The 13,893-nt window shown below is 73.0% G+C and carries 12 protein-coding genes; all 12 read left to right on the top strand.

All coding sequences use genetic code 11. From position 1 onward, the window contains the following. Positions 1-1,471, top strand: a 1,471-nt coding sequence (locus GPJ59_RS23980) for a DUF5941 domain-containing protein (protein WP_219669667.1), incomplete at its 5' end; no start/stop codon positions are given. Continuing rightward, positions 1,468-2,220, top strand: coding sequence for a phosphocholine cytidylyltransferase family protein (locus GPJ59_RS23975; protein ID WP_219669665.1), 753 nt, complete (start codon positions 1,468-1,470; stop codon positions 2,218-2,220). The genes GPJ59_RS23980 and GPJ59_RS23975, both read left to right, overlap by 4 nt. Further along, positions 2,208-3,269: an iron-containing alcohol dehydrogenase family protein gene (locus GPJ59_RS23970; RefSeq protein ID WP_219669664.1), complete on the top strand. Its 1,062-nt coding sequence runs from the start codon at positions 2,208-2,210 to the stop codon at positions 3,267-3,269. Before GPJ59_RS23975 ends, GPJ59_RS23970 begins: the two co-directional genes overlap by 13 nt. After that, on the top strand, positions 3,247-4,026 hold the full coding sequence (locus GPJ59_RS23965; RefSeq protein ID WP_219669662.1) for a CDP-alcohol phosphatidyltransferase family protein: 780 nt from the start codon (positions 3,247-3,249) through the stop codon (positions 4,024-4,026). The genes GPJ59_RS23970 and GPJ59_RS23965 overlap by 23 nt, the downstream gene beginning before the upstream one ends. 8 nt (positions 4,027-4,034) lie before the next feature. Then, on the top strand, positions 4,035-4,916 hold the full coding sequence (locus tag GPJ59_RS23960) for a glycosyltransferase family 2 protein (protein WP_258024831.1): 882 nt from the start codon (positions 4,035-4,037) through the stop codon (positions 4,914-4,916). Between the two features lie 113 nt (positions 4,917-5,029). Next, on the top strand, positions 5,030-5,959 hold the full coding sequence (locus tag GPJ59_RS23955) for an ABC transporter permease (RefSeq protein WP_219669658.1): 930 nt from the start codon (positions 5,030-5,032) through the stop codon (positions 5,957-5,959). Next, positions 5,952-6,731 (top strand): ABC transporter ATP-binding protein, encoded by a 780-nt coding sequence (locus GPJ59_RS23950; protein ID WP_219669656.1) that lies wholly within the window; start codon positions 5,952-5,954, stop codon positions 6,729-6,731. The genes GPJ59_RS23955 and GPJ59_RS23950 overlap by 8 nt, the downstream gene beginning before the upstream one ends. Before the next feature lie 226 nt (positions 6,732-6,957). Next, positions 6,958-7,863, top strand: a complete 906-nt coding sequence (gene hpnC / locus GPJ59_RS23945) for a squalene synthase HpnC (RefSeq protein WP_219669654.1) — start codon at positions 6,958-6,960, stop codon at positions 7,861-7,863. Then, positions 7,860-8,813 carry a presqualene diphosphate synthase HpnD gene (gene hpnD / locus GPJ59_RS23940; RefSeq protein WP_219669653.1) on the top strand — a complete coding sequence of 318 codons (954 nt, stop codon included), beginning with the start codon at positions 7,860-7,862 and terminating at the stop codon, positions 8,811-8,813. The genes hpnC and hpnD overlap by 4 nt, the downstream gene beginning before the upstream one ends. Before the next feature lie 61 nt (positions 8,814-8,874). Then, on the top strand, positions 8,875-10,296 hold the full coding sequence (hpnE, locus tag GPJ59_RS23935; protein WP_219669651.1) for a hydroxysqualene dehydroxylase HpnE: 1,422 nt from the start codon (positions 8,875-8,877) through the stop codon (positions 10,294-10,296). Positions 10,297-10,376: 80 nt separating this feature from the next. Then, positions 10,377-11,462, top strand: coding sequence for a polyprenyl synthetase family protein (locus tag GPJ59_RS23930; RefSeq protein ID WP_374200891.1), 1,086 nt, complete (start codon positions 10,377-10,379; stop codon positions 11,460-11,462). Between the two features lie 133 nt (positions 11,463-11,595). Next, positions 11,596-13,833: a squalene--hopene cyclase gene (shc, locus tag GPJ59_RS23925; RefSeq protein WP_258024828.1), complete on the top strand. Its 2,238-nt coding sequence runs from the start codon at positions 11,596-11,598 to the stop codon at positions 13,831-13,833. The last annotated feature ends 60 nt before the right edge of the window (positions 13,834-13,893 follow it).

Genomic DNA, 13,893 nt, shown 5'->3' with positions numbered 1-13,893 from the left:
CCCGTACGCCGACCGGCTCGCCGACGCCCTGGAAGCGGCCGGTACCCCCGTGCAGCGCCCCGAGCTCGGCTCCCTCGTCGCCGCCGTGCCGGCCTCGCCGGCCGAGCGGGAGAGCGCGGCCGAGGCCGTCGCCGCCGTGGACGAGGAGGCGGTGCGCCTGCGCAGCGCGGTGAAGTCCCGTGACGGGTTCTTCACCACCTTCTGCGTCAGCCCGTACTCGCGCTACATCGCCCGCTGGTGCGCCCGCCGCGGCCTGACCCCGAACCAGGTGACCACCGCCTCGCTGGTCACCGCGCTGATCGCGGCCGGCTGCGCCGCCACCGGCGAGCGCTGGGGCTACGTCACCGCCGGCGTGCTGCTGCTCGTCTCGTTCGTGCTGGACTGCACCGACGGGCAGCTCGCCCGCTACTCGCTGCAGTACTCCACGATGGGCGCCTGGCTGGACGCGACGTTCGACCGCGCCAAGGAGTACTCCTTCTACGCGGGCCTGGCCATCGGCGCGTCCCGCACCGGCGACGACGTCTGGGCGCTCGCGCTCGGCGCGATGATCCTCATGACCTGCCGGCACGTGGTGGACTTCTCCTTCAACGAGGCCAACCACGACGCCACGGCCAACACCAGCCCCACCGCGGCCCTGTCCGGCCGCCTCGACAGCGTCGGCTGGACCGTCTGGGTCCGCCGCATGATCATCCTGCCGATCGGCGAGCGCTGGGCGATGATCGCGGTGCTCACCGCCACGACCACCCCGCGGATCGTCTTCTACGCCCTGCTGATCGGCTGCGCCTTCGGCGCGCTCTACACCACCGCGGGCCGGGTGCTGCGCTCGGTGACACGCAAGGCGCAGCGCACCGACCGGGCCGCCCAGGCCCTCTACGACCTGACCGACTCGGGCCCGCTCGCCGAGCTCCCGCACCGCCTGGCGAAGTCCCGCAAGGCCTCCCCGACCGGCGTGTGGGTCGCCGCCTTCGGCGCCGCGGCCCTCGTCGCGTACGCGCTGAGCCGCCCGTACGGCGACCCCACGCTGATCGGCGCCGCCCTGCTGTACGCGGTGACCTCCGGCGAGGCCGTCTCGCGCCCCCTCAAGGGCGCCCTGGACTGGCTGCTGCCGCCGATGTTCCGCGCCGCCGAATACACCGCGGTGCTGATCCTCGCCGCCAAGGCCGACGTGCCCGGGGCCCTGCCGGCGGCATTCGGCCTGATCGCGGCCGTCGCCTACCATCACTACGACACGGTGTACCGCATCCGCGGTGGCACCGGGGCGCCCCCGCACTGGCTCGTGCGGACGATCGGCGGGCACGAGGGCCGGGTCCTGGTGGCCGTGGTCCTGGCGGCCCTCCTCACAGGCGACGCCTTCCCCGTCGCGCTCACGGCCCTGGCCGGGTTCGTGGCGATCGTGGTGCTCGCGGAGAGCATCCGCTTCTGGGTCTCCTCCGGAGCACCCGCCGTACATGACGAAGGAGAACCAGCATGATCGGCCTTGTCCTCGCTGCCGGTGCCGGACGCCGTCTGCGTCCCTACACCGACACCCTGCCCAAGGCGCTCGTGCCCGTCGGCCCCGAGGGGGACGAGGAGAGCCTGACCGTCCTCGACCTCACCCTGGGCAACTTCGCCGAGGTCGGCCTCACCGAGGCCGCGATCGTCGTCGGCTACCGCAAGGAGGCCGTCTACGCGCGCAAGGAGGCCCTGGAGGCCAAGTACGGCCTGAAGCTCACGCTGATCGACAACGACAAGGCCGAGGAGTGGAACAACGCCTACTCCCTGTGGTGCGCGCGTGAGGTCCTCAAGCAGGGTGTGATCCTCGCCAACGGCGACACCGTCCACCCGGTCTCCGTCGAGAAGACGCTGCTCGCCGCCCGCGGCAACGGCCAGAAGATCATCCTCGCCCTCGACGCGGTCAAGCAGCTGGCCGACGAGGAGATGAAGGTCATCACGGCCGACGGCCAGGGCGTCTGCAAGATCACCAAGCTGATGGACCCGGCCACCGCGACCGGCGAGTACATCGGCGTCACCCTGATCGAGCCCGAGGCCGCCGAGGAGCTCGCCGACGCCCTGAAGGCCACCTTCGAGCGCGACCCCGACCTGTACTACGAGGACGGCTACCAGGAGCTCGTCGACCGCGGCTTCACCGTCGACGTGGCCCCCATCGGCGACGTCAAGTGGGTCGAGATCGACAACCACGACGACCTCGCCAAGGGCCGGTCCATCGCATGCCAGTACTGACGAGGCTCATCCCCTCCCCCGTCGTCGTCGACATCAGCCGCGGCGCCATGGACGACCTGGCCGGCCTCCTGGCCGACCAGCGGATCTCGGCGTCCGGCAAGCTCGCGATCGCGATCAGCGGCGGCTCCGGTGCGACGCTGCGCACCAAGCTGGAGCCCGTACTGCCGCACGCCGACTGGTACCCGGTCGTCGACGGCACCATCGACTCCGCGGTCAAGCTCGCCGACGACATAAAGGGACGGCGCTACGACGCCGTGGTGGGCCTGGGCGGCGGCAAGATCATCGACGTGGCGAAGTACGCCGCGGCGCGGGTCGGGCTGCCCATGGTGGCGGTCGCCACCAACCTCGCCCACGACGGCATCTGCTCGCCGGTGGCGACCCTCGACAACGACAACGGCCGCGGCTCCTACGGCGTCCCCACGCCGATCGCCATGGTCATCGACCTCGACGTGATCCGTGACGCGCCCCTGCGGTTCGTCCGCTCCGGCATCGGCGACGCGCTCTCCAACATCTCGGCCATCGCCGACTGGGAGCTCTCGCACGAGGTCACCGGCGAGGCCGTCGACGGACTGGCCGCCGCCATGGCCCGTACCGCCGGCGAGTCCGTGCTGCGCCACCCCGGCGGCTGCGGGGACGACGAGTTCCTCACCGTCCTCGCCGAGGCGCTGGTCCTCACCGGCATCGCCATGTCCATCAGCGGTGACACCCGCCCGGCCTCCGGCGCCTGCCACGAGATCAGCCACGCCTTCGACCTGCTCCACCCGGGGCGCTCCGCGCTCCACGGCGAGCAGGTCGGCCTCGGCGCCGCCTTCGCGATGTACCTGCGGGGCGCCAAGGAGCAGTCCGGGCTCTTCGCCGACGTGCTGCGCCGCCACGGCCTGCCCGTCCTGCCGGAGGAGATCGGCTTCAGCGCGGAGGAGTTCGTCGCCGCCGTCGAGTACGCCCCCCAGACCCGCCCGGGACGCTTCACGATCCTGGAGCACCTCAACCTGTCCACCGCCGAGATCAGGGACGCTTACGCCGACTATGCCCAGACCATCCGTAGCTGAACTCCGGCCCGTCGTTCACCCGCCGGGCGTCAAGGACCGGCGCAGTGGCGAGCACTGGGGCGGTCGCCTGTACATGCGCGAGGTCTCCCTGCGCATCACCCGCTTCCTGGTCACCACCAAGGTCACGCCGAACCAGCTGACGTACGTGATGACCCTCTGCGGTGTCCTCGCCGCCCCGGCCCTGCTGGTGCCGGGCGTGTGGGGCGCCGTCCTCGGCGTGGTCGCGGTCCAGCTCTACCTGCTGCTCGACTGCGTCGACGGCGAGGTCGCCCGCTACAAGCAGCAGTTCTCGCTGTCCGGGGTGTACCTGGACCGGGTCGGCGCCTACCTGTGCGACGCGGCGGTCCTGGCCGGCTTCGGCCTGCGCGCCGCGGACCTGTGGGGCGGCGGGCGCATCGACTGGCTGTGGGCCTTCCTCGGCACCCTCGCGGCACTCGGCGCGATCCTGATCAAGGCCGAGACCGACCTGGTCGGGGTCGCCCGGCACCAGGGCGGGCTGCCGCCCGTGAAGGAGGCCGCGGCCGAGCCGCGCTCCTCCGGCATGGCGCTCGCCCGCCGGGCCGCCGCCGCGCTGAAGTTCCACCGGCTGATCCTCGGCATCGAGGCGTCCCTGCTCATCCTGGTGCTCGCCGTCGCCGACCAGATCCGCGGCGACCTGTTCTTCGAGCGGATCGGTGTCGCCGTGCTCGCCGGCATCGCGCTGCTGCAGACGGTGCTGCACCTGGTGTCCGTGCTCGCCTCCAGCAGGCTCAAGTGACGGCGCCGATGCGGCTCGGCGCCGTGATCATCACCATGGGCAACCGCCCGGACGAGCTCAAGGCGCTGCTCGACTCGGTGGCCCGGCAGGACGGCGACCCCGTCGAGGTGGTCGTCGTGGGGCAGGGCGTGCAGCTGCCCGAGCTCGCCGGCCTGGCGCCGGGCGTGCGTACCGTCGAGCTGCCGGAGAACCTCGGCATCCCCGGCGGCCGCAACGTCGGCATCGAGGCCTTCGGCCCCGGCGGCCGCGACGTGGACGTGCTGCTCTTCCTCGACGACGACGGCCTGCTGGAGCGGACCGACACCGCCGAGCTGTGCCGGCAGGCGTTCACCGAGGACCCCGAACTCGGTATCGTCAGCTTCCGCATCGCCGACCCGGACACCGGCGCCACCCAGCGCCGGCACGTACCGAGGCTGCGCGCCTCGGACCCGATGCGCTCCTCCCGCGTGACCACCTTCCTGGGCGGCGCCAACGCCGTGCGGACCGAGGTGTTCCAGCAGGTCGGAGTGCTGCCCGGGGAGTTCTTCTACGCGCACGAGGAGACCGACCTGGCCTGGCGGGCGCTCGACGCCGGGTGGCTGATCGACTACCGGGCGGACATGGTGCTGCTGCACCCGACCACCGCACCCTCGCGGCACGCGGTCTACCACCGTATGGTGGCCCGCAACCGGGTCTGGCTGGCCCGCCGCAACCTGCCCGCCCCCCTGGTCCCCGCCTACCTGGGCGTCTGGCTGCTGCTGACGCTGCTGCGCCGGCCCTCGGCGCCCGCGCTCAAGGCCTGGTTCGGCGGCTTCAAGGAGGGCTGGGCGACCCCGTGCGGTCCCCGGCACCCCATGAAGTGGCGCACCGTGTGGCGGCTGACCCGGCTGGGCCGACCGCCTGTGATCTGACAAGCTCGCGTCTGGGAGCATGGGCACCGGGTCTCCCGGACCCGGACCCCACCGCCGCCGAGGCCCCCGGCCCGGACCTCTCCTGCCGCACCTTGAAGACGAAAGTTTCTCTTGTGAGTGACACAACCCACGACGGCGCCCTCGCCACGAGCAAGCCGCCGTCCGCCGACGAGGGCCTGACCCCCGCGGAGCTCGCCAGGAAGTACGGCCTGTCGGTGAGCGGTGCCCGGCCCAGCCTGGCCGAGTACGTGCGGCAGCTCTGGGGCCGGCGCCACTTCATCATGGCCTTCTCCCGCGCCAAGCTGATGGCCCAGTACAGCCAGGCCAAGCTCGGCCAGGTCTGGCAGGTCGCCACCCCGCTGCTGAACGCGGTGGTCTACTGGCTGATCTTCGGCCTGATCCTCGGCGCCGGGCGGGAGATGCCCGAGGGCGTCTACGTGCCCTTCCTGATGATGGGCATCTTCGTCTTCACCTTCACCCAGAGCTCGCTGATGGCGGGCGTACGGGCGATCTCCGGCAACCTGGGCCTGGTGCGGGCACTGCACTTCCCGCGCGCCTCGCTGCCGATCTCGTTCTCGCTGCAGCAGCTCCAGCAGCTGCTGTACTCGATGATCGTCGTCTTCATCATCGCGGTCAGCTTCGGCAACTACCCGAAGCTGTCCTGGCTGCTGGTGGTCCCGACGCTGGCCCTGCAGTTCCTGTTCAACACGGGCCTGGCGATGATCTTCGCGCGGCTGGGGTCCAAGACCCCCGACCTCGCGCAGCTCATGCCGTTCGTGATGCGCACCTGGATGTACGCCTCCGGCGTCATGTTCCCGATCGCGGCCTACCTCAAGGACCAGCCGCAGTGGATCAGCGACGTCCTGCTGTGGAACCCGGTGGCCATCTACATGGACCTGGTCCGCTTCGCCCTCATCGACGACTACGCGGCGTCCAACCTGCCGCCGCACGTCTGGGCCTTCGCCGTCGGCTGGGCCGTGGTCATCGGCCTCGGCGGCTTCGTGTACTTCTGGAAGGCTGAGGAGCGTTACGGCCGTGGCTGACAACACCGAGGGGCGCGTCCCCACCGTCATCGCGGACGACGTCCACATCGTCTACCGCGTGAACGCCGGCGGCGGCGGCAAGGGCAGCGCCACCGCCGCGCTGAGCAAGATAATCCGCCGCAAGGGCGACGCCCCCGGCGTGCGCAAGGTCCACGCCGTGCGCGGAGTGTCCTTCACCGCGTACCGCGGCGAGGCCATCGGCCTCATCGGCTCCAACGGCTCCGGCAAGTCCACCCTGCTGCGGGCCATCGCGGGCCTGCTGCCCTGCGAGTCCGGCAAGGTCTACACCGACGGCCAGCCCTCGCTGCTGGGCGTCAACGCCGCACTCATGAACGATCTGACCGGCGAGCGCAACGTCATGCTCGGCGGACTCGCGATGGGCATGTCCCGCGAGCAGATCAAGGAGCGCTACCAGGACATCGTCGACTTCTCGGGCATCAACGAGAAGGGCGACTTCATCTCCCTGCCGATGCGCACGTACTCCTCCGGCATGGCGGCCCGCCTGCGCTTCTCCATCGCGGCCGCCAAGGACCACGACGTGCTGATGATCGACGAGGCCCTGGCCACCGGCGACCGCAAGTTCCAGATCCGCTCCGAGGAGCGGATCCGCGAGCTGCGCAAGAAGGCCGGTACGGTCTTCCTGGTCAGCCACAGCAACAGCTCCATCCGCGATACCTGTGACCGGGTGCTGTGGCTGGAGAAGGGCGAGCTGCTGATGGACGGGCCCACGGAGGAAGTCGTCTCCGCGTACGAGCGCGAGACCGGCCACTAGTTCCGTACGCCTGCACGGCGAGACCCCCACCGCACCGCGGCGGGGGTCTCGCCGTGCGGGCCGCGACATCCCGTGGCGGGGCGAACACCCGCTACGGGCGGTCGGCGTTGTACAACGTAAGCTGGAGCGGTCCGCTCAATCGCGCCATCTGCGGACGAAAACTCCGGCGGCGTGTCCGAAATGGGATGTATTGGGTCGGCAGTGTAGAACGGGAGATGTGACGGCAATGGCTACGGACCCGCGTGCCGCGGCCGACCCGCGCACCACCCTCGACAAGGCCGCCGCGGAGAACTTCCCCGTCGCCCCCGCCTTCCTCCCGCGCGCCTGGCGCGACGGCCTCATGGCCGTCTACGGCTACGCCCGCCTCGTCGACGACATCGGCGACGGCGACCTCGCACCCGGTGGCGGCGACGCGGCCCGCCTGGGTGTGGAGGGCGACCTCGCCGAGGACCGGCTCGTGCTGCTCGACGCCTTCGAGGCCGATCTGCGCCGGGTCTTCGACGGCACCCCCCGCCACCCGCTGCTGCAGGCCCTCCAGCCCGTCGTACGCCGCCACGCACTCACCCCCGAGCCCTTCCTCGCCCTGATCGAGGCCAACCGCCAGGACCAGCTGACCACCCGCTACGAGACCTACGACGACCTGCTCGCCTACTGCAAGCTGTCCGCCGACCCCGTCGGCCGCCTGGTCCTCGCGCTCACCGGCACCAGCACCCCCGAACGCGTCCGGCTCTCCGACCGGATCTGCACCGCCCTCCAGATCGTCGAGCACCTCCAGGACATCACCGAGGACCTCGGCCGCGACCGGATCTACCTCCCCGCCGAGGACATGCGCCGCTTCCACGTCACGGAGGCGGACCTCAAGGCCCCCACCGCCGGCGCGTCGGTGCGCGCCCTGGTCGCCTTCGAGGCGCAGCGCGCCCACGACCTGCTGGACGAGGGCACCCCGCTCGTGCACAGCGTGCACGGCCGCCTCAGACTGCTCCTCGCGGGATTCGTGGGAGGAGGGCGCGCCGCCCTGGGCGCGATCACCGCCGCCGGGTTCGACGTGGCTCCCGGCCCGCCCAAGCCCACCAAGGCCGGTCTGCTCCGCGAGATGGCCGCCGTCCTGCGCCCAACGCCGAGAAAGGGGTGAGCCCGACCGTGGAGGGTCCTCACCACGCGTCCGCACCGGTGGTCGCCGCCTACAGCTACTGCGAGGCGGTCACCGGATCCCAGGCGCGCAACTTCGCCTACGGCATCCGGCTGCTGCCCGCCGACAAGCGGCACGCCATGTCGGCGCTCTACGCCTTCTCCCGCCGCGTCGACGACATCGGCGACGGCACGCTCGCACCCGAGGCCAAGCTCGCCCGGCTGGAGGAGACCCGCACCCTGCTCGGCCGGATCCGCGACGGCCGCGTCGAGGAGGACGACACCGACCCGGTCGCGGTCGCCCTCGCCCACGCGGCACGCCGCTTCCCCATCCCGCTGGAGGGGCTCGACGAGCTGATCGACGGCGTCCTGATGGACGTACGCGGCGTCGAGTACGAGACCTGGGACGACCTGAAGGAGTACTGCCGGTGCGTCGCCGGGGCCATCGGGCGGCTCTCGCTCGGTGTCTTCGGTACGACACCGGGCGCGCGCGAGGCGGACCGCGCACCCGAGTACGCCGACACGCTCGGTCTGGCCCTCCAGCTCACCAACATCCTGCGTGACGTCCGCGAGGACGCCGCCAACGGGCGCACCTACCTGCCCGCCGAGGACCTCGCCAAGTTCGGCTGTTCCGGCGGCTTCCACGGCGACCGGCCGCCCGCCGGATCCGACTTCGCCGGTCTCGTCCACCACGAAGTCCGGCGCGCCCGGGCGCTGTTCGTCGAGGGCTACCGGCTGCTGCCGATGCTCGACCGGCGCAGCGGCGCCTGCGTCGCCGCCATGGCCGGCATCTACCGGCGCCTGCTCGACCGCATCGAGCGCGAGCCCGAGGCCGTCCTGCGCGGCCGCGTCTCGCTGCCCGTGCGGGAGAAGGCGTACGTCGCCGTGCGCGGCCTGTCGGGCCTGGACGCGCGCACCATCTCACGCCAGAGCACGAGGAGGCGGAGCCTGTGAGCATCCGGATGCAGGCCGGTGCCGGCGCCCCGGCGACGGACCGGCGAGCGGGGGCGGCCGCATGAGCGCGCAGCGGACGGCCGTCGTCGTCGGCGGCGGACTCGCCGGCGTCACGGCGGCCCTCGAACTCGCCGACGCCGGACTGCGGGTCACCCTGCTCGAAGGCCGGCCCCGGCTCGGCGGGCTGGCGTTCTCCTTCAAGCGCGGCGAGCTGACCGTCGACAACGGCCAGCACGTGTACCTGCGTTGCTGCACCGCCTACCGCGGGTTCCTCGACCGGATCGACGGCGCCGCCCTCGCCCCGCTCCAGGACCGGCTCGACGTACCCGTCCTGGACGCCGCCCACCCCAAGGGCCCCCGGCTGGGCCGGCTGCGCCGCACCGCGCTGCCCGTACCCCTGCACCTGGCGAGCTCCCTGGCCCGCTACCCGCACCTGTCCCTGGCCGAGCGGGCCTCCGTCGGCCGGGCCGCACTCGCGCTGCGCAGGCTCGACCCGGCCGACCCCGCACTGGACGGACTGGACTTCGCCACCTGGCTCGGCCGCTACGGGCAGTCCGGACGGGCCGTCGAGGCGCTGTGGGACCTCGTCGGCATCGCCACGCTCAACGCCACCGCCGAGCAGTCGTCCCTGGGCCTGGCCGCCAAGGTCTTCAAGACCGGTCTGCTCTCCGAGCCCGGCGCCGCCGACATCGGCTGGGCCCGGGTACCGCTCGGCGACCTGCACGACACCCTCGCCCGCAAGGCCCTGGAGGCGGCAGGCGTACGGATCGCGCTGCGCACCCGCGTCACCTCCGTCACCCGCACCGGCGAGGCCTCCCGTACCGGGGGCACTGGCTGGCGGGTCGAGACCGAGCACGACTCGCTGGCCGCGGACACGGTGGTGCTCGCCGTACCGCAGCGCGAGGCCCACGGCCTGCTGCCGCACGGCGCCCTGGCCGACCCCGACAAGCTGCTGGACATCGCCACCGCGCCGATCCTCAACGTCCACGTCGTCTACGACCGCAAGGTGCTGCGCCGGCCCTTCTTCGCGGCCCTCGGCACCCCGGTCCAGTGGGTCTTCGACCGCACCGACGCCTCCGGGCTCACCGACGGCGGCCAGTACCTGGCGCTGTCGCAGTCCGCCGCGCAGGACGACATCGACGAGCCGGTCTCCGTGCTGCGCGCGAAGTACCTGCCCGAACTGGAGCGGCTGCTGCCCGCCGCGCGCGGCGCCAAGATCCGCGACTTCTTCGTCACCCGTGAGCGGACGGCGACGTTCGCCCCCACCCCGGGCGTGGGCCGGCTCCGCCCGGGGCCGCGCACCGACGCCCCCGGGCTCTACCTCGCCGGGGCGTGGACCGCGACCGGCTGGCCCGCCACCATGGAGGGCGCCGTCCGAAGCGGCTCCGCCGCGGCCCAGGCCGCACTCGCCGCGCTCGGCCGCCACCGCACCAGTCTTCCCCCCAGCTCCACAGGGGGAACCCCCAGCAGGAGCTCGGCATGACCACCATCAACACGCCCACCACGAGCACGCCCGGTACGCCCGGCGCAGCCGCCGCACGTACAGGAACCAGAGGAGAGCCAGTGAACCCGGGGAATCCGGCTGCCGAGAACGCGGCGCACACCGGTGGCAGCGGGGCGGCGGACACGCTCGCGCTCCTGGAGCGCGGCCGCACGCTGTCGACCCCCGCGCTCCGGGCGGCCGTCGAGCGCCTCGCGCCGCCCATGGACACCGTCGCCGCCTACCACTTCGGCTGGATCGACGCCCAGGGCAACCCCGCGGACGCCGACAGCGGCAAGGCCGTGCGCCCCGCCCTCGCACTGCTCTCCGCGGAGGCCGCCGGCGTCCCCGCCGAGGTCGGCATCCCCGGCGCGGTCGCCGTCGAGCTCGTCCACAACTTCTCCCTGCTGCACGACGACCTGATGGACGGCGACGAGCAGCGCCGCCACCGCGACACCGTGTGGAAGGTCCACGGACCGGCGCAGGCCATCCTCGTCGGCGACGCCCTCTTCGCCCTGGCCAACGAGGTGCTGCTGGAGCTCGGCACGGTCGACGCGGGCCGCGCCACGCGCCGCCTGACCACCGCCAGCCGCAAGCTCATCGACGGACAGGCGCAGGACATCTCCTACGAGCACCGCGAGCGCGTCAGCGTCGAGGAGTGCCTGGAGATGGAGGGCAACAAGACCGGCGCGCTGCTCGCGTGCGCCATCTCCATCGGCGCGGTGCTCGGCGGGGCGGACGACCGCAAGGCCGACAAGCTGGAGGAGTACGGCTACCACCTGGGCCTGGCCTTCCAGGCCGTGGACGACCTGCTGGGCATCTGGGGCGACCCGGAGTCCACCGGCAAGCAGACCTGGAGCGACCTGCGCCAGCGCAAGAAGTCCCTGCCTGTGGTCGCCGCGCTCGCGGCGGGCGGACCGGCCTCGGAGGAGCTGGCGCGGCTGCTGGCCGAGGACGCCAAGAGCAGCGACTTCGAGAACTTCTCGGAGGCCGAGTTCGCCCACCGCGCGGCCCTCATCGAGCAGGCGGGCGGCCGCCGTTGGACCGAGGACGAGGCGCGCCGCCAGCACGCCGTCGCCGTCCGGGCACTGGACGAGGTGGACGTGCCGCAGCGGGTGCGGGAGGCCCTGGTCGCCCTCGCCGACTTCGTCGTCGTCCGCAAGAAGTGACCACCGCAGCCGTCACGCGCCGGTGGATATGACGCGCAAGTCGCCGACCGGAGCCGCCGATTGACGAATCGGCGGCTCCGGCCGACGGCAGACCCCAGCACAGCAGAGGCAACGACTGCACGAAGGGGAAGCCATGACAGCGACGACCGACGACGGCGAGGCGAGCGGCGCCGGCGGGGCGAGCGGCGCCGGCGTAGGAGGCGTGGCCGGCGGGGCGTCGTCCGGTCCGGCCGCCCGGCACCCGGCCGGACCGGGTGCGGACGGGCCGGGTGCGGATGGGCCGGGCGCGGACGGTGCGGATGCGGACGGTGCGGCCGGTGGACCGGGCCCGGCGCGGCGCGGGGCCGAGGACGCCGCCGCCCGGGCGACGCGGTACCTGCTGGCCCGGCAGGACGCCGCCGGCTGGTGGAAGGGCGACCTGCAGACCAACGTCACCATGGACGCCGAGGACCTGCTGCTGCGCCAGTTCCTCGGCATCCGCGACGAGGCCACCACCGCCGCCGCGGCCCGCTTCATCCGCGGGGAGCAGCAACCCGACGGCACCTGGGCCACCTTCCACGGCGGCCCGCCCGAACTGTCCGCCACCGTCGAGGCCTACGTCGCCCTGCGACTGGCCGGGGACGCACCGGACGCCCCGCACATGGCCCGGGCCTCCGCCTGGATCCGGGCGCACGGCGGGATCGCCGCGGCCCGGGTCTTCACCCGGATCTGGCTGGCCCTGTTCGGCTGGTGGAGCTGGGACCACCTGCCCGAACTCCCGCCCGAGCTGGTCCTCCTGCCCCGCTGGGTACCGCTCAACATCTACGACTTCGGCTGCTGGGCCCGGCAGACCATCGTGCCGCTGACCGTCGTCTCGGCCCAGCGCCCCGTACGGCCCGCCCCCTTCACGCTCGACGAGCTGCACACCGACGCCCGCACCCCCTTCCCCCGCACGCCCATGGCGCGGCCCCTCAGCTGGGAGGGAGCCTTCCAGCGGATGGACAAGGGCCTGCACCTGTACCGGAAGGTGGCCCCGCGCCGGCTGCGCAAGGCCGCCATGGCCGCCGCCGCCCGCTGGATCATCGAGCGCCAGGAGAACGACGGCTGCTGGGGCGGAATCCAGCCACCCGCCGTGTACTCCGTCATCGCCCTGCACCTGCTCGGCTACGACCTCGGCCACCCCGTGATGCGGGCCGGCCTGGAGTCGCTCGACCGGTTCGCCGTCTGGCGCCACGGGCCCGCGGGGCCAGACGGCGACACCGACACCCCGCAGGGCGCACCCGTACGGATGGTCGAGGCCTGCCAGTCCCCGGTCTGGGACACCTGCCTCGCCGTGATCGCGCTCGCCGACGCGGGCCTGCCCGCCGACCACCCCGCCCTGGTCCGGGCCGCCGACTGGATGCTCGGCGAGGAGATCGACCGCCCCGGCGACTGGGCGGTGCGCCGCCCCGGGCTCGCCCCCGGCGGCTGGGCCTTCGAGTTCCACAACGACACCTACCCCGACATCGACGACACCGCCGAGGTCGTCCTGGCCCTGCGCCGCGTCCGCCACCCGGACCCGGCGCGCCTCGACGCGGCCGTCGCCCGGGGTGTGGCCTGGACCCTCGGGATGCAGTCCCGCAACGGGGCGTGGGGCGCCTTCGACGCCGACAACACCAGCACCCTCCCGAACAAGCTGCCGTTCTGCGACTTCGGCGAGGTCATCGACCCCCCGTCGGCCGACGTCACCGCCCATGTTGTGGAGATGCTCGCCGCCGAGGGCAGGACCGGGGACCCGCGGGCCCGCCGGGGCATCGCCTGGCTGCTCGCCGAACAGGAGCCCGAGGGCTGCTGGTTCGGCCGCTGGGGCACCAACTACGTCTACGGGACCGGCTCGGTGGTGCCCGCCCTGACCGCGGCCGGAATCGCCCCCGCGCATCCGGCCGTCCGGCGGGCCGTGGCCTGGCTGGAGTCCGTACAGAACGCCGACGGCGGCTGGGGCGAGGACCAGCGCTCCTACCAGGACCGCTCCTGGGCCGGCAAGGGCGACTCGACCCCCTCCCAGACCGCCTGGGCGCTGCTGGCCCTGCTGGCGGCGGGGGAGCGGGACGGCGCGGCGGTCGAGCGGGGGATCGGCTACCTGGTGGACACGCAGCTCGCCGACGGCTCGTGGGACGAGCCGCACTTCACCGGCACCGGCTTCCCCTGGGACTTCTCCATCAACTACCACCTGTACCGGCAGGTGTTCCCGCTCACCGCGCTGGGCCGCTACCTGCACGGGGAGCCCGGGGAGCACGGGAAGCCCGAGGAGCACGGGGAGCACGGGGAGCACGAGAAGTCCGGGCAGCCGTTCGCCGCGGGCGCGGCCGCCGCCCGCACCACCCGGCCGGCGGCCGCGCGAGGCGCGTCCTGATGGGCACCGGCGGGGCCCCGTCTCTTTTACCCATCTCCGGGGCCCCGAGACCCAGGGCGG

The organism is Streptomyces bambusae (assembly GCF_019400985.1).
In the GTDB taxonomy this organism is placed as follows: domain Bacteria; phylum Actinomycetota; class Actinomycetes; order Streptomycetales; family Streptomycetaceae; genus Streptomyces; species Streptomyces bambusae_A.
The sequence above is the reverse complement of the archived record's forward strand: the minus strand, read 5'-3'. Positions and strand labels throughout refer to the sequence as shown.

Coding starts and splice junctions, on each gene's coding strand:
- GPJ59_RS23965 (WP_219669662.1), top strand. CDS start 3,247: ATGCCCAGACCATCCGTAGCTGAACTCCGGCCCGTCGTTCACCCGCCG.
- GPJ59_RS23975 (WP_219669665.1), top strand. CDS start 1,468: ATGATCGGCCTTGTCCTCGCTGCCGGTGCCGGACGCCGTCTGCGTCCC.
- hpnC (WP_219669654.1), top strand. CDS start 6,958: ATGGCTACGGACCCGCGTGCCGCGGCCGACCCGCGCACCACCCTCGAC.
- hpnE (WP_219669651.1), top strand. CDS start 8,875: ATGAGCGCGCAGCGGACGGCCGTCGTCGTCGGCGGCGGACTCGCCGGC.
- GPJ59_RS23960 (WP_258024831.1), top strand. CDS start 4,035: ATGCGGCTCGGCGCCGTGATCATCACCATGGGCAACCGCCCGGACGAG.
- GPJ59_RS23970 (WP_219669664.1), top strand. CDS start 2,208: ATGCCAGTACTGACGAGGCTCATCCCCTCCCCCGTCGTCGTCGACATC.
- shc (WP_258024828.1), top strand. CDS start 11,596: ATGACAGCGACGACCGACGACGGCGAGGCGAGCGGCGCCGGCGGGGCG.